The sequence below is a fragment of the Serratia proteamaculans genome (assembly GCF_946227095.1).
GTDB classification, from domain to species: domain Bacteria; phylum Pseudomonadota; class Gammaproteobacteria; order Enterobacterales; family Enterobacteriaceae; genus Serratia; species Serratia proteamaculans_E.
On the sequence record NZ_CAMISV010000009.1, the window covers coordinates 22,434 to 44,274 of the forward strand.

Below are 21,841 nucleotides of genomic sequence, written 5' to 3' on the forward strand. Positions count from 1 at the left end.
GTTATCGGCTAAATGTTGGAATAAAAAACCAGCCACCAGAGAGTGGCCGGTATGATTGCATTGCTTCAGGGTGCGGATTGTTCGGACGTTGGCAGGGTTTTATCTTCTTTATACTGCGCAGTGGCGATCCAGGCGGCGCAGAATAGCGTCAGGCGGGCAAAGAAATAGAAAAATGCCATCAGCCCAATCACCGAACCAAAGGCGGCACCGGAAGGGGATTTTGCCACCTGTGGCAGCGTCATGGTCATCACAAACTTAATCACTTCGAAACCAATGGCGGCAAGTAACGTGCCGCGCAGCAGCGCCTTTTTCTTCGGCTTATGTCGCGGCAGCATCCAGAAGATCCACAGGAACAGCAGGTAGTTGGCGAAGATGGAGATCGACAGCGCAATCAGCGTCATCGCCGGCCGCAGCCACTCGATGCCTTCCAGACCCAGCGCCCGGACAATCGCCGACTGTGCCGAACCGGCGATAGAGGTTAGCGTCAGGGTGATAATCAGCGCCACCACCAGGCCACTTAGCGAGACAAAGTCGCGGGTGTATTTGAAATAGATTTTTTCCTGGTCCTGCGGATTACGTTCCCAGACGTCCCGCGATTGCGCGCGGATCGCCTCGCGCAGGTTACCCATCCAACTGATCCCCGAATACAACGCCAGCGCCAGGCCGGTCAGCCCCACGGTAGTACGTTGCTGAATGGCGGTATTGACGGTGTTTTTCAGCGTGCTGGCCAGCGTAGGGTCACTGATGCTGCCGACAATTTTATTAATTATCCCGGTCAGCAGGTCAGGATTGGATGCCAGCACAAAGCCGACCGCGGCAAACGACACCATCAGGATCGGGATCAGCGAAAGAAACGAGAAATAGGTGATGGCAGCGCCGAATTGGCTACCCAGACGATCGTTAAAGCGCTCGGTGGCGCGCAGCAGGTGAGCGATGCTTGGCCAGGCCTTGATACGTTCAACCAGGCGTGAAAAACCGGAGATGCGCCGGTCAATATTCTGGTGGCCGGTTTTGATGGCGATCAGCGGCTTTTGCGGCGCTTCACTGTTGGGCTGGCGGGGGTCTTTATCTGATCCTGTAGGCATTACGTCACGATTTCCTTAACGATAAATAGGCTCTCTCAGCCTTGATTATAGCCAAAAGGCGCGTTGATTTGGCCGCCGGGTTGGGCAACAGGCTAATTTGTGAGCTTAGCGCGTTCGTTCCCCGGGTGAAATGTTACTCCCCGCCGATAGGTAAAATTCTTATATCAGTCGCGTGCCAGCACGGTTTTTTTCGTTCATCGGCCTCCAATTTTTATCTGTTTCATCACTAAGAAAGCGTTTACTCATGATGTGGCGCTGCGGTTTACCTGCGGCAGCATCACTGCAGCCGTAGGGGCTGGAACGGTTTCACCTGTTATCACTGGATAAAATGGAAGGTCATATGAAATTACTTAATCACCCCACCTGTCGTCCGTTTACCGAAGCGGGCAATTTGACACAAATCTCCGCCTACTATGAAGAAGAGCGGCACATCATGTGGATGCTGCTGCGCGCCGAACCGCGTCCTTGCTTCAATCAGGCGTTAATTGAAGACATCATGACGCTGGCGCAGGCGGCCAAAGAGTCATCATTGCAGTTTGATTTCTGGGTTACCGGCTCGCTGGTGCCAAATATGTTCAACGTGGGCGGCGATCTGCAGTTCTTCGCCGAGGCGATTAAAAACCGCAAGCGTGAGGCGATGATGGCTTACGCACGCGCCTGCATTGATTGCGTGCATGCGGCGGCACGCGGGTTTGATACCGGCGCGGTCAGCATCGCGATGGTGGAAGGCAGCGCGCTGGGCGGGGGTTTTGAGGCGGCGCTGGCGCACCATTTCGTTCTGGCGCAGAACAATGCGCGTATGGGGTTCCCGGAAATCGCCTTCAATCTGTTCCCCGGCATGGGCGGCTATTCGCTGGTGGCGCGTAAGGGAAACATGCGCCTGGCGGAAGAGCTGATTTGGGGCGGTGAGTCGCACACGGCGGAATGGTTTGAAAGCCGTGGCCTGGTCGATCAGTTATTCCAGCCCGGCGATGCTTATGTGGCTACCCGTACCTTCATCGATACCATCCGGCCCAAACTGAACGGCATGCGTGCCATGCTGCGTGCCCGCCAGCGGGTGTTGCAGTTAACGCGTTCGGAACTGATGGACATTACCGAAGACTGGGTGCATTCGGCCTTCACCATCGAGGAGAAGGATCGCGCCTATATTGAACGCCTGGTGATGCTGCAGGATCGCCACACGCTGAACCTGCGTCGTGCTGGCTAACGTTACCCTGCCCGCCTCACGCTGAGGAAGATGGCGGGCGATAAGACTGCAGCCAATGTTCCAGCTGTTCCGGGAGCATTGGCCGCGCAAACAGGAACCCCTGTTTTTCATCCACGCCGATTTCATCCAGGAATCGGTTCTCGCTTTCGGTCTCCACGCCTTCGGCGATCACCCGGAATTTAAGCGCTTCGGCCGCTGCCACTATGGCGCGCACCAGCGACTGTGAAACCGGATTATCATTCACGCCTCGCACAAAGCTTTTATCCAGTTTAATGGCATCCAGCGGAATACGCGCCAGTTGCGCCAGCGAAGAGTAGCCGGTGCCAAAATCATCAAGATGAACCTGTGCGCCCAGCTCACGTAGCCGGGCGATCACTTCGCGTGCGCGTTTCTCATCCTCAATCAGGCTGCTTTCCGTGAGTTCGAAGTCCAGCAGGCAGGGGGCCAGCTGATTTTGCAGCAACACCTGCGCCAAATCTTCAACGATAGAGTCATCAACCAACTGGCGGGCGGAAAGATTGACCGCAACCCGCAGTTGCAGCCCTTGCCGTTGCCAGTGAGCGGCCTGTTTGGCGGCGGTTTGCAGCACCCAGCGGCCGAGCGGGCCGATCAGGCCAGACTCTTCGGCGTAAGAGATAAACTGCAGCGGTGGGATCAGGCCGCGTTCGGGTGAATCCCAGCGTACCAGCGCTTCCACACTGCATACTTTGCCGCTGATCGTCTCGATTTTTGGTTGGTAATACACTACCAGCTGGTTTTGCTCCAACCCCTTGCGCAGGTTGGTATCCAGCCACATATATTCCGCGACGCGTTTGTTCATTTCCGGCGAGAACACGGTATAGGTCCGTTTGCCATGCTCTTTGGCGACGTACATGGCGGTATCGGCGCTGCGGATCAAGCTGTCGAGATCGTTGCCATGTTCAGGACACAGTGCAATGCCAATAGAGCAGCCGGTATAAACCTCGATTAGCCCTATGCGGAACGGCGTTTTCAGCCGGTCGATAATACGTTGGGCCAGGCGTTGCAGCATCTCACGGTCGGCCTGCTGGGCCAGTACCAGAAATTCATCGCCCCCCAGCCGGGCCAGGGTTTGGCCCTCAGTCAGACAGCCGAGCACCGCCAGTGACACCTCCACCAGTAAACGATCGCCGAACATATGGCCGTAAGCGTCGTTAACCTTTTTAAAGTTGTCGAGATCGAGATACACCAGTCCAACGTTGCTGCCATCGCGAGCGGCGATCGACTGGGTGATTTTGTCCTGAATGGCGTTGCGGTTGGGCAGACCGGTAATGAGGTCGGTATTGGCCAGCACCCGCAGACGTTCCTGGGCGCGACGCTCTTCGGTGATATCGGTGCCGGAGCAAATCAGAAAGACTTCATTTTTACCGCTGCCGCTGTGGACGAACTTGTTGCGGAACAAAAACAGCCGCTCGCCTTTCACCGTTTTGATCCAACGTTCCACCTCATAGGACGACCCATTACGGAAAAAGCCGGCGATGTTGCGCCGCGATGCCGAAGCTTCCTCCGGGCTCATAAACAGCTGAAAGACGTTTTTACCAATCACATCATGTTCGGGTAGGCCGGTGTACTCTTCACTCAGACGGTTGAAGCGCTGAATGCGGCCATGCTGGTCAACAATCACAATCACGGAGTTGGCTTCTGACACTACCTGTTCGGCAAAAGAAAGGCCGTGCACCAAATCACGGGCGACCGATTGGGTATCGCTGAAGGCGGAAGCGGTGCCCGCCCACTCCAGGTTGTTGATTCTGCGGCCGACCAAATGCAGGTGTATTGGCTCGCCGCTGATCGTGATGGTGATATCAAGGCTGGCGGTAATGCCACTCAGGCGACGGATTTTTGCTGCCTGCATGGCGCTGAGCGCCACGGCCATATGGGTTTTGCCTTTAACTGCCGACAACGCCAGGGCATTGCTGTCAAACGTCAACCGCCAATAAGGGCTGTTGGTGCCAAAGTGGGCGTTAAGAAGCATAGGGCCTTGGTCTGCGAACATGATGATTCCTCAAAAGGGCACGACAGCCAGGTCTGTGCAAGGAGCGCAGCCGCAGGTTTTTGGCCCGGGAGTGGCCGTAGTGCACGTATCTCCATCATATAACACGTTTTTCACCGGTGGGGGATGAAACTATTATATAAGCAATAATTAGTTTTGCCCTGTAATCGTCAGATTGCCCCCTTGCTTTAGAGTGTATGTGAGAACCTGAGGTTTCGAGAGATTCGTACAATCTCCGCGCATCGGTACTGCTATAATCTTGTTGCAGGGCGGTTGTAGCACAGAGGTCTACATTATAATAAAGTGGACCGGCGGCAGGAATAATCCTATAGAAGTAAACGCCATGTTGTGGTGGGTTTTATGTGATGGGAAACCAAAATTTCCAGTTAATACACATCATCTTCATAATTCATTCATTATTGATGAATAAAAGTGTTTCGGGCTTTAATAAATTTACACAGCATCGCATTACTATATATTTATCGGCCTATTATTATCTCCGACGAAAGATGAGCCTGTTCACGTACAGCGCTCCTGATGAAGAATAATTTTAAGGAAATGATTATGCGTAAACTGACTGCTTTATTTATCGCTTCTACTCTGGCTCTGGGTTCTGCTTCTATGGCTTTCGCTGCAGATACTACGGCGGCACCGGCCACGGCCACCACCACAGATGCCACACCGATGAACATGAAAATGATGCACCACAAGGGTGAAGGTAAAGGCGGCCCGTTTGCCGGCCTTAACCTGACCGAGCAGCAGCGCCAGCAAATGCGCGATATCATGAAAGAATCGCACCAGAAGCGCGGCGAAGGGACCAAAGATGAACGCCAGGCGCTGCATAGCATGGTGGCTTCCGACAGTTTCGATGAAGCCAAAGCGAAAACCCAAATTGACGCCATTAGCAAAGCGCAGTCCGAGCATATGCTGGAGCGCGCCAAAGCTGAAAATAAAATGTATAACCTGCTGACCCCTGAGCAGAAAAAACAATACAATGAGAATTATCAGAAACGCGAGCAGAAAATGATGGAACACATGAAAAACATGAAGTCGAAAATGACGACTGCACAGTAATAATTTCATGTGGTAAATAAAAAGGGCCAGATTAATCTCTGGCCCTTTTGCTTTTTCTGACCAAAAACGAGTCACGTCGATGAGAGGCGAGGGTTGGCAATATGTTGAAACTGTTCGGTAACAATATGTGCAAAACGTGGATCGTTAATATGATAAGCCGTTTTTATCAGCCGTCGTTTGTTAGTTGGCCGAAGCGTACTTTCTAACGCCTGTATAAAAGCGGCCAATGCCTGTGGATCCCAAAAAGGCTGTCCCGGAGCATCCAGTGCGGATACCCCCCCTCCCGGGATCACAAATCGTACCTCACCGCTGCAAGCATTCATTTTTTCCCCTATCCAGCGCCCGATAATGGCATTCTCCTGTGGTGTAGTGCGAACCAAAGTAACCTGAGGATTATGTTGGTGGATCAGGCGTGCGGCATAACGCGCCGGTACCGTTTCTGGAGGGCCAAAATTAATCATATCCAATGCACCACAAGATAGTATGCAGGGGATGCGGGTGCGGGCGATGGCACTAAAGCGATCCTCATTGCAGGGAAGAACCCCTCCGAACAGATAGTCGGCCACTTCGGTTGTGGTCAGATCCAGCGCTGCGCTCAGCAACCGGCTATCGATCAGTTTCTCCAACGCTCTGCCGCCACTGCCGGTGGCGTGGAATACCAAGCAGTCCCATTGAGGTTCGAGTGCGGAAACAACCATTTTTATGCAAGGCGTTGTGACGCCAAACATCGTCAGACCGACAGCCAGCTTTTCCTCGATGTCATGAGTGGTGGCGAAACGTACCGCTCCAGCAATTTGACATGCTGCATTGCTCAGGACACGGCGCGATATACGATTCAAGCCAGCTATATCCGTAACGGAATACAGCATGGCGATATCGCTGTTGCCGACATATGCCGAGACGTCGCCTGCTGCCATGCTTGAAACCATCAATTTAGGCAGGCCGATGGGTAATTTTTGCATCGCCGGAGTGATAATGGCTGTGCCGCCAGAGCCGCCCAAACCAAGCAGGGCCGCGATATCGTGGCGCGTCAGGAGAAAACGTTCGAAGGCGAGTGCCATGGCGGTAATGGCTTGGCTGCGGTTGGGACAGAATACGGCCTTGGCCCCTTCGGGATGATAGCTGGCAACCTCCGCAGCGCAGATATCGGCTGCCGGGTTCGCCGGCAGGTTGCTGGTCGAGAGATCGACGGTAATAGTGGGTAAACCGAGGTTGGCGATAGTCTGGCGGACATACTCCAACTCTTGTCCTTTGGTATCTGCTGTGGTAGCAATATAGACAAAATTTGAAGTATTAAACATGGCTCTTTCCTGCCGAATTTCTAATTTTATATTTTAAATTATAGCTTTAGATAATTATGTGGGACCCTGGTGTCGGTCGTTTAAGTTAAAATGATTAATATATCTACATAATGAGACGGTCGTATCATTTATGCAAGCCCAGTTCAGTTAAATGAGATGCCTGTCTCATTTTTGAGCGTTTTAATGCTGCCGACAAAGCGGGATGCGGTCGGTTTGATGATTATCGTATGCTGCCCCGAGAGCGGGAGATGCGATGAAGTATGAGGTTGCCGTGCTAATAACTGCCTTTCCCATGAAACAGGAAAAATTGCTGACCTCTGCCCGGGCCAGAACTCATCATTTACTGTTGACCAGTGCCATGGCGTTGTATGACGAAGGGGGCTTTCCGTCGATCACTGAGCTGGCTGCTTATGCGCAGGTGTCACGGGCTACGGCTTACCGTTATTTCCCCACCCAAAGTGAATTGATTGCCGCGGTAGTGGCTGAAAGTCTGGGGCCGATCCTGGAATGGCAACCAGAGGATCATGATGCGTTGAAACGCATTCAACAATTGTTGGCCTTCGCCTACCCGCAGATGGAGCAACATGAAGGTGCTTTACGTGCCGCATTACAGCTTTCATTGCAACAGTGGGCGCAAGCGACGCCGGGGGAAAAATTCGTCCGCGGCAACCGCAAACGCCTGCTGAACCTGGCAGTAGAACCGTTGCAGGATAAACTGCCGCCCGAGGCGTTACAGCGGGTGATTCATTCTTTTTCGCTGATCTATGGTTCGGAAGTTTTCCTGGTCCTGAAAGATATTTGGGGTCTGGATCTCGGTGGTATTCAGGATGTGACGCAGTGGATGGCGAAAGCCATTATTCGTCAGGCCGAGGAAGATGCGATGAACAGCAGAAAACCGCTAGCATGATAGTCCAATTTTTACTGCCCTTCTCGGCGAAAACCAGCACATTTCACTGAGTGAGTATTGGTAATAGTTATAATTAAAATTGATAAAAAGAGCGTCTTAAGCATTTTTCAATAGGTCGCAGGGGAGATACCCCTGCGGCCTTTTTTGTTTCTATTGTCCATATTTATCATTGGATTATCTTTTATCTTCAGCACGATAAATTCACGCTTCTCGCTGGCTTAAAGCCATCGACGATCCTTATGTCTTTCCCCCTTTTTACTCGATCCTCAGACTCCCGTTTAGACCATCCAGCGCCTTGACCCATTAGGCGCGCTTGAGATTGTTGTGCTTTATTTATTTGGTGTTACGAAACTGTTACACAAAAAAATCAATAAGACATTTGCAAACAACAATGGACGGTATCTGGGATGGAAAATAGACGTAAAGGAGTCAAGCCTGTTCAGGCGGCCTTCGGCTGGCCTGAAATTGGTGTTAATCGCGCACAGTGGAGTGCTGTGCTTTTTTGCCTGGCGGCGATCGGTGGAGCGCAGGCTGCACCTTATGTAGAGAGCGGTAAGCCGGGTGATCCTTCAAGTTGGCGCAGTAATGAATTTAACGCCGAATGGGGTCTGGGGGCGATCCACGCCGATCAGGCCTACGCCGCCGGTTATAGCGGGAAAGGCGTAAAACTCGGCATTTTCGATCAGCCGGTGTATGCCAAACACCCGGAGTTTGCCAGCCAGAACAAGGTCATCAATCTGGTGACTACCGGCATCCGTGAATACACCGATCCCTATATTCCGGTGAAAAAAGGCGACGTATTCCGCTATGACGGCACGCCGAGCGTGGACTCCGACGGCACGCTGGGTTCACACGGTACCCATGTGGGCGGCATCGCTGCCGGCAACCGCGATGGCGGCGAGATGCACGGTGTGGCGTTCAACGCACAAATCATCAGCGCGGAAAACGGCGATCCGGGCCCGGAAGACGGCATCATTCTCGGTAATGATGGCGCGGTGTACCAGGCTGGCTGGGATGCGTTGATCGCCAGTGGCGCGCGCATTATCAATAACAGTTGGGGCATCGGCATCACCGAGAAGTTCGATCAGGGCGGCAAGGATCCTGCTTATCCTCACTTCACGCTCGCCGATGCGCAAAAGCAGTTCGATCAAATCAAACTGATCCTGGGCACCAAAGCCGGTGGCGCTTATCAGGGCGCGATCGATGCGGCCCGTAGCGGCATCGTTACCATTTTTGCCGCCGGTAACGATTACAACCTGAATAACCCGGACGCCATGGCCGGCCTGGCCTATTTCGTGCCGGAAATCGCCCCCAACTGGCTGTCGGTCGCCAGCCTGCAGGATCCGAAAAACACCGGCGATTACAGCATCAGTACCTTCTCCTCCCGCTGCGGTTATACCGCCAGCTTCTGCGTTGCCGCACCGGGGACCAAGGTGTACAGCTCGATCATCGAAGGCAACAGCGTAGATAACCTGACCACCGGTTACGCCAAGTACAGCGGGACTTCAATGGCGGCACCGCACGTGGCCGGCAGCATTGCGGTGCTGATGGAGCGCTTCCCGTACATGACCGGCGCACAGGTTGCTTCGGTGCTGAAAACCACCACCGTTGATATGGGCGCTCCGGGTATCGATGCGCTGTATGGCTGGGGGATGATCGATCTGGGCAAAGCAATCCATGGCCCGGGCATGTTTGTTACCGAACAGGATATTCCTGAGGAGTTCCGCGTTAGCGGTGCCTACGGCCCGGAACAGTTTGTGGTGAATTTGCCGGGCGTCGGCGCGGTGCTGGACAAGGGCAAACCGACCGAACGCGTATGTGACGATACGCATTGCGGGTTGGATGTCTGGAGCAACAACATTTCCGGTCACGGTGGCCTGACCAAGCAGGGCATCGGCACATTGGTGCTGACCGGCAATAACAGCTACGCGGGGCCGACGCTGATCAATCAGGGCCTGCTGGCGATCAACGGCTCGGTCACTTCGGACGTGACGGTGCAAAACGCCGGTGTGCTGGGTGGCTCTGGGACGGTGGGTGCACTGACTGCCCGCAGCGGCGGTACCGTGGCGCCGGGGAACTCCATCGGCACGCTGAATGTCACTGGTAACCTCAGCTTCGAACCGGGTTCCCGTTACGCGGTGGAAGTGGCCCCCAACGGCCAGAGCGATCGGATCCAAAGCAACGGATCGGCGACGATCGGCGGGGGTGAGGTGACGGTACTGCAGGAACAAAACGCTAACTTGTTGTCGCAAGGTAGCGTGAGCAGCTTGCTCGGCCGCCAGTACAACATTCTGACTGCCCAACAGGGCATCAGCGGGCAGTTTGCTTCCACTTCAACCTTCTCTCCCTTCCTGGATGCCGGGCTAACTTACCAGCCCAATCAGGTCACGCTGAACGTCGGTCGTAACGCCACCAGCTTCACCAGCGTGGCAGCAACCCAGAATGAGCGTGCGGTGGCGGCAGCGGCAGATGCATTGGCGGCGGGCAATCCGGTGTACGAGAGCATCCTCTATGCGGGATCTACAGGGGAAGCCCGTCAGGCGTTCCGTCAACTGTCCGGGCAGATCCACGCGGATATCGCCTCGGCACAGGTCAACGACAGCCGTTACCTGCGTGATGCACTGAACGGCCGTCTGCGGCAGGCGGAAGGGCTGGCGACCTCGCCGGACATCAAGGCTGACGACGACGGCGGTGCCTGGGCGCAGTTGCTGGGTGCCTGGGACCATGCGTCGGGCGATGCCAATGCGACGGGCTATCAGGCCTCGACCTATGGCGTGCTGGTGGGGCTGGACTCGGCATTGGCGGATGACTGGCGCCTGGGCGTGGCGACCGGTTACACCCGAACTTCGCTGGACGGCGGCTACGGCTCGAATGCCGACAGCGACAACTACCACCTGGCGGTGTACGGCGGCAAACAGTTCGGTGAACTGGCGCTGCGTGCCGGCGGTGGTTACACCTGGCACCGTTTCGATACCTCGCGCTCGGTCAATTACGGTATGCAGTCAGATCGTGAAACTGCGAAGTACAGCGCGCGCACCGAGCAGGTGTTCGCCGAGGCGGGTTACAGCGTGAAGGCCGATTGGGTCAATCTGGAGCCGTTCGCCAACCTGGCGTACATCAACTTCCAGAACAACGGTATCTCGGAAGACGGCGGGGCAGCGGCGCTGCACGGCGACAAACAGCACACCGACGCCACGGTATCGACGCTGGGGCTGCGTGCTGATACCCAGTGGCAGGCGAATAAAACCACCTCGGTGGCGCTGCGCAGCGAACTGGGCTGGCAGCATCAGTACGGCGATTTGGATCGCGGTACCGGGCTGCGCTTCAACGGCGGCAACTCGCCGTTCGTGGTGAACAGCGTGTCGGCCTCGCGTGACGGTGCAGTGCTGAAAGCCAGTGCAGAGGTGGCGGTGAACAAGAATGCCACGCTGTCACTGGGCTACGGCGGCCTGCTGTCGCAAAACTACCAGGACAACAGCGTCAACGCCGGTTTCACCTGGAATTTCTGATCTTAAAAAACTGAGGGACAAGCCGCCTCTTCGGGGGGCGGTTTGACTAAAACAAAAAGGATAAGGGAATGAAGCAAGCGACAGGAAAGAACAAACCGGCATTGGCGCCGACATGGAAATTGAACGCCTTGCTGTGCGCGTTGTTGGCGGCAGGTGGCGTACAGGCCGCGCCTTATACGGAAGCTGGCAAGTCAGGCGATCCGTCAAGCTGGCGCAGTAATGAATTCAATGCCAACTGGGGGTTGGGGGCTATTCACGCCGATGAGGCCTATGCCGCGGGTTATACCGGTAAAGGGCAAAAGGTGGGCATCTTCGATACCCCGGTGAACAAGCACCCTGAATTTGCCGGTGACGGCAAACTGGTGAATGTGGTAACCCAGGGCAACCGTGCCTATACCGATCCGCATCGAGAGGGGATTAAGGCCGGCGATCGTTTTTACTTCGACGGTACTTTCCATTTCTATAACGGTGCGACGTTAAGTAACCACGGCGTACACGTGGCTGGCATCAGCGGGGCCAATCGTGACGGCACCGGCATGCATGGTGTGGCTTTTGACTCACAAATCATCAGCGTTGATAACGACAACGACGGCCCGGCGTATGGCGAGTTCCTCGGGCTGGACGGCAGCGTGACCAACGCGGGTTGGCAGGCGATGATCAACAACGGCGTGCGGGTCATCAATAACAGTTGGGGCGTCAGTATTCCCGATTTCCTGTCGGATAATGGCAAAAAACCAGATGCACTGCATTTCGAGCTGAAAGACGCACAGGAACAGTTTGATCAGGTGAAACCGCTGCTGGGTAGCCTGGCGGGCGCGGGTTATCAGGGCGCGATCGATGCGGCGCGTAAAAACATTCTGGTGCTGTTCGCTGCCGGTAACGACGGTAACTACAACCAACCGGACGTGATCAGTGGATTGGCCTATTTTGTCCCGGATATTGCGCCTAACTGGTTGTCGGTTGCCAGCGTTGCGCAGGATGCCACTTCTACCAACAGTGTGCCTTATACCATCAGCAGCTTCTCTTCACGCTGTGGTTATACCGCCAGTTTCTGTGTCTCTTCGCCGGGCAGTAAAATCTACAGCACCGTGGCCAACGGTTCAGACCCGAATCAACTGGTCTCGGACTACGGCAATAAAAATGGTACCTCAATGGCGACGCCGCACGTGACCGGCGCGGTCGCCGTGTTGCTGCAACGCTTTCCGTACATGACGTCGGCGCAAATTGCCGACGTGTTGAAGACCACCGCTACTGATATGGGCGCTCCGGGTATCGATGCGCTGTACGGCTGGGGGATGATCAACCTGGGCAAGGCGATTAACGGTCCGGGCATGTTCTATACCGTCGAAGACATCCCTGAAGCGTTCCGCATTCCGGATCCGACGGGCGTGGCTTATGGCTCGTCACAGTTTGTCGCCAATATTCCTGGCTTCGGGGCGGCAATCGATCAAGGCACGCTGCAGGCCCGCACTTGTGATGACTACCACTGTTCGGTGGAGGTCTATTCCAATGACATCTACGGCCATGGTGGCCTGACCAAGGAAGGCCAGGGTGCGTTGGTGCTGACCGGCAACAATACCTACACCGGCCCGACCTGGGTGAACACCGGCTTGTTGGCGGTGAATGGCTCGGTCACTTCGGACGTCACGGTGCAAAACGCCGGCGTGCTGGGTGGCTCCGGGACGGTGGGTTCACTGACCGCCCGCAGCGGCGGTACCGTGGCGCCGGGGAACTCCATCGGCACGCTGAATGTCACTGGTAACCTCAGCTTCGAACCGGGTTCCCGTTACGCGGTGGAAGTGGCCCCCAACGGCCAGAGCGATCGGATCCAAAGCAATGGATCGGCGACGATCGGCGGGGGCGAAGTGACGGTCTCGCTGGAGAACAGCACTAATCTGCTGTCGCAAAGCGAAGTTCGCAGCCTGCTCGGCCAGCAGTACAACATCCTGACCGCCCAGCAGGGCGTTAGCGGGCAGTTTGATTCGGTAGCACCGAATTACCTGTTCCTCGGCACCGGGGTGACTTACCAGCCGAATCAGGTCACGCTGAACGTCGGTCGTAACGCCACCAGTTTCGCCAGCGTGGCAGCAACCCAGAACGAGCGTGCGGTCGCGGCGGCGGCAGATGCATTGGCAGCGGGCAATCCGGTGTACGAGAGCATCCTCAATGCGGGATCTACAGGGGAAGCCCGTCAGGCGTTCCGTCAGCTGTCCGGGCAGATCCACGCGGATATCGCTTCGGCACAGGTCAACGACAGCCGTTACCTGCGTGATGCGCTGAACGGCCGTCTGCGGCAGGCGGAAGGGCTGGCGACTTCGCCGGACATCAAGGTTGACGATGACGGCGGTGCCTGGGCGCAGTTGCTGGGTGCCTGGGACCACGCGTCGGGCGATGCCAATGCGACGGGCTATCAGGCCTCGACCTATGGCGTGCTGGTGGGGCTGGACTCGGCATTGGCGGATGACTGGCGCCTGGGTGTGGCGACCAGTTACACCCGGACCTCTCTGGACGGCGGCTACGGCTCGAATGCCGACAGCGACAACTATCACCTGGCGGTGTACGGCGGCAAACAGTTCGGTGAACTGGCGCTGCGTGCCGGCGGTGGCTACACCTGGCACCGTTTCGATACCTCGCGTTCGGTCAATTACGGCATGCAGTCAGATCGTGAAACCGCGAAGTACAGCGCACGCACCGAGCAGGTGTTCGCCGAAGCGGGTTACAGCGTGAAGGCTGACTGGGTCAATCTGGAGCCGTTCGCCAACCTGGCGTACATCAACTTCCAGAACAACGGTATCTCGGAAGACGGCGGGGCAGCGGCGCTGCACGGCGACAAACAGCACACCGACGCCACGGTGTCGACGCTGGGGCTGCGTGCTGATACCCAGTGGCAGGCGAGTAAAACCACCTCGGTGGCGCTGCGCAGCGAGCTGGGCTGGCAGCATCAGTACGGCGATTTGGATCGCGGTACCGGGTTGCGCTTCAACGGCGGCAACTCGCCGTTTGTAGTGAACAGCGTGTCGGCCTCGCGTGACGGTGCGGTGCTGAAGGCCAGTGCAGAGGTGGCGGTGAACAAGAACGCCACGCTGTCGCTGGGCTACGGCGGCCTGCTGTCGCAAAACTACCAGGACAACAGCGTCAACGCCGGCTTCACCTGGAAATTCTGATCCAACGAACCTTAATCCTGTTACCAGGAATCCTGGGGCCAGCTTGCTGGCCCTATTTTTTTGCATTTTAACGGGGGGATGACGCAGGGAGCACGTATGATGCATCGCGCAGTTTTGCGTTAAAATGACAATAAAAAAACCGGGACCCTTGCGGATCCCGGTTCAAAACGCGGTAAAACAGTTTAGCGCTTACGGCCCATTTACGGCGAGGGTCTGTTGCATACATTCTCTCTGCGCCGTAATCGAAACGAGCTTTCCCTGGTGTCATTGTGATTATTGGTGATGCGTTCTTACTATTGTTATATTTTTATTGTGGTGTTGCTGTGTGTCTCTTCTGATACCATGTTTGACTATATAATGTGGTATGTCAAGCAATGTTTAAATTGTACATTGTATAATATACCAGTTTTGGATCGCTTTTTTGCACGGCAAGTATGAAAACGACTGAAAAAACAGCAAAAAAAATCGAAGGAAAAAATGGATAACAATCACCAGAAATTCGATTCACAGTCGATTGCAAACCGGGTCAGGGAACTGTTTGTACATTACGGTATTGGCAAGCGTCAGCATGCTAAAGAGCTCAGCCGTATCCTGGATCTGAGTTTTTCGCATGCACACCGTAAGCTGAAGGGGCAAAGTCCCTAGACTCTGGAGCAGATTAACAACGTCGCGGCGGCATTAGGGGAGACGCCGTCAGCGATTGTGGATCTCGGTACTGAAAATGACATCTCTGCGCAAACTATTGCACGAGATGCCATCTTTTACGTGGGTGGGGCGGAGTTAGCCTGTGTCGGCTATATCGGCCATGAGCTGGTTGGCGGACGGACGTCGGAATATGTCGCGCTGCAGCAGGCAGGACAATGGTGTCTTTATCGTGCGGATGATGCGCCGCAGGGCCAGCGTTACAGCGTGGAACTGATCGAGGTTCGCCCAGCCGCCGTCGAAGACGAGCGTTTGAGCATTGCGGTCCTTGATGATTCACATCAGGCGGCCGATGAACTGACAAAATACCTGAACGGGCGGGGTTTCCATGCGGTGGCGTTTTATGACGTCAGCAGTTTTTGCCTGGCGTTGCAGCAGAGCCTGTTCGACGGATATGTGGTCGACTGGCTGATCGGCCAGGAAACGGCAGACCAATGCATTGAAACCATCCGCGCTTCAGACAACCCGGATGCGCCAGTCCTGGTGCTGACCGGCCAACTGGGCACCGATCAGCGTGAGTCTGAAATCGCCAGGGCGATGCGTGATTATGACGTGCTGGGTCCTTATGAAAAGCCAGTGCGGCTCCATGTGATCGAAGCCGCGCTGCTGCGGTGTTTTAACCTTTAGCGATCAGCAGTGAGGCCAGTGCCGATGACAACGCGTCCAACCGCACCGGCTTCATTAAATAGTTGTCGAACAGCGCCCGCTGCTCGGCAGCCAGCTGTTCCGGGCTATAAGCGCTGATGCCGATAATCGGGATTTGGCGATTGGGGCCCCGTTGGCTACGCAGTTGTTTCGCCAGCGCGGCACCATCAATGCCAGGCATTTGCAAGTCCAGCAGCAATGCGTCGTAAGGGCGCCTGAGCAGCTTCTGCAGCGCCCGTTCCGGCGAGTTGCACAGTTCATATTGATAGCCGAGCTTGTCCAGCAGCGCAGCGAAAGCGTCACTCACCGATTTGTTGTCATCAACCACCAAAACATGCTGTTGTTTGCGCAGCAGACCCTGGTGGTGGTGCGGTATTTCGTCCAGTGGTTGATCGTCGCTGACCTCGACCGGAATACTGATGATAAAGGTACTGCCTTTTTTGATATCGCTGTAGACGGTAATGTTGCCGTCGAGCAGCGTGACCAGCCCATGCACAATCGCCAGCCCCATACCGACGCCGCCATACTGCCGGGTATGGGATTGGTCCAACTGGGTGAAAGGCCTGAATATCTGGTCAAGCATCTCTTTTTCGATACCGATGCCGGTATCGGTAACCTCAATAATCAACGAATTGCCGGTCGGCTGGCGCCGCAGGCTGCTGTACAGCGTGATGGTGCCGCTTTCGGTGTACTTGAACGCGTTGGTCAGCAGGTTGACGATAATCTGCCTGATGCGCAGCGGGTCAGAATGTATTTGCAGATGACCGCACTCCACCTCACACAGCAGCGTCACCTGATCTTTCTGGCGCAGCATATTGATTTCGTTCGCTGTTTCCTCGACTAACCGTTGGACGTCGAACGAGGCAATGCGCAGTTCCATCATCCCACTGTCCAGATGGGCGTAATCGGTCAGGTCCTTCATCTGGCTTTCAATTTGCTGGGCGGCGATTTCCAGCCGTTGGAAGGTATCGGCATGCTCCGTCGACACCTTGGTATTCACCAGCACATCAATGGCGGACATAATGCTCTGCAGCGAGGTGCGTAATTCGTGACCGATGGCCCCCAGAAAGGCATTTTTGGTACGGGTGGCTTTCTCCGCCTCAATCGCCTTGGCCTGTTGGCGGATGGTCAGGCGCTGCTGACGTAGCACAATCAGAGTGATGGCAATCAAGGCGATCACCGAGAACATCACGATCACCAGACCATAAAAAATGATGTGACGTTTTTCGATATAGTCTTCGTAGGCGGCGGTGCGCTGCTTCACTTCGGCGTGGTCGGTCAGGTTGGCCATCTCAATCGCGTAAGGCTTGATCTGCCGCATGGCCTGCGAAATCAACGAGAAATCAATCTTTGGGCTGTTCAGCAGAGTATCAATCTGATCCATTTTCGCCCGCATCTGTGCGACCACCTCGGGGTAACCCGGTTCGGCGTACAGTGGTTGGGTGGATTCGGACACCGTCTCCAGCACGTAAAAACGGGAATAAAGGATTTCAAATTTAAGCCGCAAATCCTCGGCATCCACCTGCGGCGAATTTTTCAGCCGTTCGACCAGCGTATCAAACTCGGCCAGCTTGATGGAGAATTTGGCGATCGACCAGGAGTAATTTTCCTGAGTGCCGGCAATAGCATACAACCCTTTCTTTGACAGGGTCGCGCTGTAGTAATACAGCGTCACCGTCGAGGCTACCAGAAACAAGGCGGCAAAAATCGCCGGGATCGCCAGCCTGCTGCTGTTTTTAAACCCTGTGAGCTTCATTTGATCACAATCCTGTCCACTTGCCAGATAAAGCGTGAGTTGTAGAGCGGGGAGTTCAACTCAGGCCCTGCGGCATCCCTGGGATAAACCAAAAACAGCGGTCCGAAGTTTCTGATCTTCAGCATTTCGCCGTCCATCTTGTAAGCCAAAATCATATTGTACTTTTCGACGTCGGACAGCGGCACGTCGATGTAATAATCGTTCAGCGCATAAAACGTCAGCGTGCTGCCTTTGGCCCCCACACGCGCCAAAATGTCCGCCACAGCAATCCCTTCGAACTTTCTTTGCGGTGTCCAGGAGGTCGAGGTGGTGATGCTCTGCACCGGCATCGCCAACAGTTGTTTATCGGTAAACAGATAGCTTTTCTTTACCGGGTCGGTGGTGTTTTTGATGTTGCCCGAGACTTCCAGAGTAAAACTCAGCGCACTGGATTGGACGACTATCAACGCAAAAAAAGCCAACGTGATGTTTTTAAATAGCTTGAACAGCATCGGTGTTCTCCAGAGTCGCGGATGCTTGCATGAGCTCCGCTCATTGATCAGGCAAAATAATGGCAGAAAATGAAAGTTTGTGTTGAAGGGAATGGTAAAGAGCACGAAAAGAAAAGGCCAGGGTAAAGCCCTGACCTTGGTTCGTGCTGATTTTAGCGCTTAGCGCATGGTGACAAATTCTTCTGCAGCGGTCGGGTGGATCGCCACGGTGTTGTCGAAGTCTTTCTTGGTGGCGCCCATTTTAATCGCCACGGCGAAGCCCTGCAGGATCTCGTCCATGCCGAAGCCGATACCGTGCAGGCCAACAATCTTCTCTTCTTTACCTACACACACCAGTTTCATGCGGCACGGCTGACGGTGCTGCGTCACGGCGCTGTACATGGCGGTAAATGAAGATTTATACACTTTCACACTGTCCGCACCGAATTTCTCGATGGCTTCCGGCTCGGTCAGACCGATAGTGCCGATTGGCGGATGGCTGAACACCACGGTAGCGATGTTGCTGTAATCCAGGTGCTCTTCCGGCTTGTTGTTGAACAGACGCTCGGACAGGCGGCGACCGGCGGCCACGGCAACCGGGGTCAGTTCAACGGCACCGGTGTTATCACCCACCGCGTAAATGCCTGCTACGTTGGTGTTCTGGTATTTATCGACGTCGATGTAGCCATTTTCGTTGGTTTTCACCCCGGTCACGGCCAGATTCAGGTTATCGGTCGCCGGTTCGCGACCAATCGCCCACACCAGGCTGTCGACGATGAATTCCTTGCCGTTTTCCAACTGCAGCGTCAGGCTGCCGTCGGCGTTCTTGACGATGGCCTTCGGCACCGATTCGGTGTGCAGGCTTGGCCCTTCGGTGTTCATCACTTCCACCAGGGTCTCGACAATCATCGGATCGAAGCTGCGCAGCGGCGCGTGCTTACGTACGAACAGGTGCGTTTCGGCACCCAGCGCGTTCAGCACACCGGCGATTTCTACCGCGATATAGCCCGCACCCACGATGGCAACGCGTTTAGGCATCGCATCCAGATCGAAGAAGCCGTCGGAATCGATGCCGTATTCTGCACCCGGAATGTCCGGGTGGCTTGGGCGTCCGCCGGTGGCGATCAGAATATGGTCGGCAGTGATTTTCTCACCGTTCACTTCCACCGTATGGGCGTCGATAAAGCGCGCGAAGCCTTTGATCACGTCGACTTTGTTTTTGCCCAGCACGTTGTCGTAGGAATTATGGATGCGGTCGATATAGGCGGTGCGGTTAGCCACCAGCTTTTTCCAGTCAAACGCATTGACGGTGGTATCGAAACCGTAATCCGGGCCGTACAGGTGAATAGCCTCGGCGATTTGCGCCGCGTGCCACATAACTTTTTTCGGTACACAACCCACGTTGACGCAGGTGCCGCCCAGTTCCTTGGCTTCAATCAGTGCGCATTTCTGGCCGTACATGGCTGCCCGGTTGATCGATGCGATGCCGCCGCTGCCGCCGCCAATTGCTAGATAATCGTAATGTTTGGTCATCTGGGATTTCCATGAATTGTGTGAATCGAAGAGCGTAAGAGTTTAACGCCTGATGCAGGTTTGTCGCAAAGATTGCGTCGATGGCTGTGATAGGTGGGGTAAAGGCGCGGCGGGCCGCGCCCCGGAAGCTTATTCCGGCACTACCCAGTTCACCAACTGGTGACCATTGCCCGACGGCACCAGGATTTTGTGCAGCCACGGCAGCACGTTTTTCATCTGCTGTTCCAGCTTCCACGGCGGGTTAATCACGATCATGCCGGAGGCCGTCATGCCACGCTGGTCGCTGTCGGGTCTGACCGCCAGTTCGATCTGCAGAATATTGCGGATACCGGTAGCTTCCAGCTCTTTCAGCATGCGTTTGATCTGCTGGCGCATCACCACACGGGATACCACAGCGCGTAAGTGCCGGTAGCAAAGCGCTTGTAGCCTTCCTGCAGGCCTTTGACCACGCCCTGGTAATCGGTTTTCATTTCGTACGGCGGATCCATCAGGATCAGCCCGCGGCGTGACAGCGGCGGCAATTGGGATTTCAACTGCTGGTAGCCATCGGCGCGCTGCACCTTGGCGCGCTCGTCCTTCTGGAACTCATTGCGCAGCAACGGGAAGTCGCTCGGGTGCAGCTCGGTCAGGTGAATTTTATCCTGCGGACGCAGCAGTTGGCGGGCAATCAGCGGCGAGCCAGGGTAGTAACGCAGTCTTTCGCCGCGGTTAAAGTTGTGCACTACGCTCATGTAGGCCGCCAGCTCTTCCGGCAGGTCGTCACGTTGCCACAGCAGGCCTATGCCTTCCAGGTATTCCCCAGTGCGTTCGGCGTGTTCACCGCTCAGCTGATAGCGCCCTGCGCCGGAGTGGGTATCCAGGTACAGGAACGGCTTGTCTTTTTCTTTCAGCGATTCAATGATCAGGCTTTGAACGGTGTGCTTGAGCACGTCGGCGTGGTTGCCGGCGTGGAAACTGTGGCGGTAACTTAACATGGCTTGTGGTAATTCCTTGTGCTCCCGACGGAGCGTGCTGAACAGAATAAAGGCTTATATTCTGCACAGTATAAACTGTCTGGGCGGGAAAAACCGGAATGCGTTACCACAGACCCTCTATCAAGGAGCAGGACAATGACCGAGTCGGCTATTCTGGCTAACTATCCCGGCGCGTCGCGCTGGCAATTTGGCGACAGCCCGGCGCTGGCGGATGAGCTGTTGCAACGGGTGCTCGACGGCGACAAAACCGCAACCTGTGGTTCCTATGTCGTCTATCAGCAAGAAAAGTCCCCGATGGTTGGGGATTATAACGTGATCCTTAATGGCCGGGGTGAACCCGCCTGCGTTATCAGAACGCTGTCACTGAAGCTGGTTCGTTACTGTGACGTCACCGCGGAGATGGCCGCGCTGGAAGGCGAGGGGGATAAGAGCCTGGCCTTCTGGCGCGAGGAACATCAGGCATTTTTTACTCGCGAAGGTACCTTTTCGCCGCAAATGTGGCTGGTATTTGAAGAGTTTGACCTGGTTGAGGTCCTCTAGTTACGCGGCAGGTTGCTCTAGCGCAGCAACCACCTGTTCGCGCAACCAGCTATGGGCCGGATCGAGGTGTGAACGTTCATGCCATACCATCACCATGTCATAGCCTGGCAGTGCCAGCGGCACCGGGCAGGTGCGCAGGCTGCCCAGCAGTTCACCCAGCATGCGTGAAGGCAGCATGGCCACCATATCGGATTTTTCCAGCAGCGTGGGAATGAACAGGAAGTGCGGCAGCGACATCACTACCCGCCGAGCCAACCCCTGTGCCTCCAGCAGCGTGTCGGTCAGGGTACGAAAACCGCCACCGTCCTGCGAAACCATCACAAATTCCAGCTGGCAGAACTGCTCCAGTGAAGGCGGTGTCTGCAATAACGGGTGGTCACGGCGGCCCACCAGCAGGTAATTCTCGTGAAACAACTGGCGGTGACGTAGCCCGGCAGGCGCTTCTTCACGGGCCAGAAAACCCAGATCGATCACGCCGTCGGCCAAATCACGACTCATGGTTTTGGGCGATGCTTCGCGGATCGCCAGACGGGATTTGGGCGCTGCCAGCCGCAGTTTGGGCAGCATCGGCAGCAGAATGGCATATTCAGCCGCGTCGGCGGCGGCCAACTGCCAGGTCATTTCGGCCTGCAGCGGCTCAAAGGGGTGTTCCGGCGCCACCAAACGGCCAAGATCGGCCAGCGTCTGGCGCAGTGGCGTCAGCAGGCCGAGTGCGCGCGCCGTGGGCAACATGCCGCGTGGGCCTGGCAGCAGCAGGGGATCGTGGTAAATCTCACGCAGTTTGGCGAGCTGAATACTGACCGAGGGTTGGCTCAGGTTAAGACGTGTCGCCGCCCGTGTGACGTTACGTTCGCTGAGCAGCGCTTCCAGCGTGACCAGCAAATTGAGATCGACCCGCTTTAAATTGTTGATAACTATTCCTCGTATTAAATCTATCAATTTCAACTATAGCTCCAATCCTCCTAC

13 protein-coding genes and 2 pseudogenes are annotated in these 21,841 nt (G+C 55.5%); 7 read left to right on the forward strand and 8 right to left on the reverse strand.

The genetic code is table 11. The features are described 5' to 3' along the window. Positions 1-65: 65 nt before the first annotated feature. Entirely contained in the window at positions 66-1,085 is a 1,020-nt protein-coding gene (yhjD, locus tag OC597_RS17885) for an inner membrane protein YhjD (RefSeq protein ID WP_085119945.1), read from the reverse strand. 340 nt (positions 1,086-1,425) lie between these two features. Between yhjD and OC597_RS17890 the strand changes: the two genes are divergently transcribed. Further along, positions 1,426-2,292, forward strand: a complete 867-nt coding sequence (locus tag OC597_RS17890) for a crotonase/enoyl-CoA hydratase family protein (protein ID WP_085119944.1) — start codon at positions 1,426-1,428, stop codon at positions 2,290-2,292. Positions 2,293-2,308: 16 nt separating this feature from the next. Here OC597_RS17890 and pdeR read toward each other — a convergent pair whose 3' ends face one another. After that, positions 2,309-4,303, reverse strand: a complete 1,995-nt coding sequence (gene pdeR / locus OC597_RS17895; RefSeq protein WP_262209839.1) for a cyclic di-GMP phosphodiesterase — start codon at positions 4,301-4,303, stop codon at positions 2,309-2,311. Between the two features lie 561 nt (positions 4,304-4,864). On the opposite strand from pdeR, the gene spy reads away from it, so the two are divergent. After that, positions 4,865-5,374: an ATP-independent periplasmic protein-refolding chaperone Spy gene (spy, locus tag OC597_RS17900; RefSeq protein WP_261260327.1), complete on the forward strand. Its 510-nt coding sequence runs from the start codon at positions 4,865-4,867 to the stop codon at positions 5,372-5,374. Between the two features lie 71 nt (positions 5,375-5,445). Here the strand turns inward: spy and OC597_RS17905 are convergent, their stop codons facing one another. Beyond that, a complete protein-coding gene (locus tag OC597_RS17905; RefSeq protein ID WP_262209840.1) occupies positions 5,446-6,675 on the reverse strand; it encodes a Tm-1-like ATP-binding domain-containing protein in 1,230 nt (409 codons plus the stop codon). A gap of 253 nt (positions 6,676-6,928) precedes the next feature. Between OC597_RS17905 and OC597_RS17910 the strand changes: the two genes are divergently transcribed. From OC597_RS17910 to OC597_RS17925, 4 genes and pseudogenes are all read left to right on the forward strand, one after another. Beyond that, complete coding sequence (locus OC597_RS17910; protein ID WP_261260325.1) at positions 6,929-7,582, forward strand: TetR/AcrR family transcriptional regulator; 654 nt, start codon at positions 6,929-6,931, stop codon at positions 7,580-7,582. A gap of 407 nt (positions 7,583-7,989) precedes the next feature. Beyond that, on the forward strand, positions 7,990-11,091 hold the full coding sequence (locus tag OC597_RS17915) for an autotransporter outer membrane beta-barrel domain-containing protein (protein ID WP_262209841.1): 3,102 nt from the start codon (positions 7,990-7,992) through the stop codon (positions 11,089-11,091). A 68-nt stretch (positions 11,092-11,159) separates the two neighbouring features. Next, the gene (locus OC597_RS17920; protein ID WP_262209843.1) at positions 11,160-14,255 is read left to right on the forward strand and encodes an autotransporter outer membrane beta-barrel domain-containing protein; all 3,096 of its coding nucleotides are present in this window, start codon (positions 11,160-11,162) and stop codon (positions 14,253-14,255) included. Between the two features lie 477 nt (positions 14,256-14,732). Next, positions 14,733-15,584 (forward strand): annotated as a pseudogene (locus OC597_RS17925) (helix-turn-helix domain-containing protein). Here OC597_RS17925 and OC597_RS17930 read toward each other — a convergent pair. From OC597_RS17930 to OC597_RS17945, 4 genes and pseudogenes are all read right to left on the reverse strand, one after another. Further along, the gene (locus tag OC597_RS17930) at positions 15,574-17,358 is read right to left on the reverse strand and encodes a hybrid sensor histidine kinase/response regulator (RefSeq protein WP_262209845.1); all 1,785 of its coding nucleotides are present in this window, start codon (positions 17,356-17,358) and stop codon (positions 15,574-15,576) included. The pseudogene OC597_RS17925 and the gene OC597_RS17930 overlap by 11 nt on opposite strands. Then, positions 17,355-17,849: a putative pterin-binding protein gene (locus OC597_RS17935; protein WP_262209846.1), complete on the reverse strand. Its 495-nt coding sequence runs from the start codon at positions 17,847-17,849 to the stop codon at positions 17,355-17,357. Before OC597_RS17935 ends, OC597_RS17930 begins: the two co-directional genes overlap by 4 nt. 159 nt (positions 17,850-18,008) lie before the next feature. After that, positions 18,009-19,361, reverse strand: a complete 1,353-nt coding sequence (gene gorA, locus OC597_RS17940) for a glutathione-disulfide reductase (RefSeq protein WP_112349182.1) — start codon at positions 19,359-19,361, stop codon at positions 18,009-18,011. A gap of 129 nt (positions 19,362-19,490) precedes the next feature. After that, positions 19,491-20,335: pseudogene (locus tag OC597_RS17945) on the reverse strand (23S rRNA (adenine(2030)-N(6))-methyltransferase RlmJ). A 135-nt stretch (positions 20,336-20,470) separates the two neighbouring features. Here OC597_RS17945 and OC597_RS17950 point away from each other — a divergent pair. Next, positions 20,471-20,875, forward strand: a complete 405-nt coding sequence (locus OC597_RS17950; protein WP_262209847.1) for an ASCH domain-containing protein — start codon at positions 20,471-20,473, stop codon at positions 20,873-20,875. Here the strand turns inward: OC597_RS17950 and OC597_RS17955 are convergent, their stop codons facing one another. Then, positions 20,876-21,787, reverse strand: coding sequence for a LysR family transcriptional regulator (locus tag OC597_RS17955; RefSeq protein ID WP_262209967.1), 912 nt, complete (start codon positions 21,785-21,787; stop codon positions 20,876-20,878). Positions 21,788-21,841 lie beyond the last annotated feature (54 nt).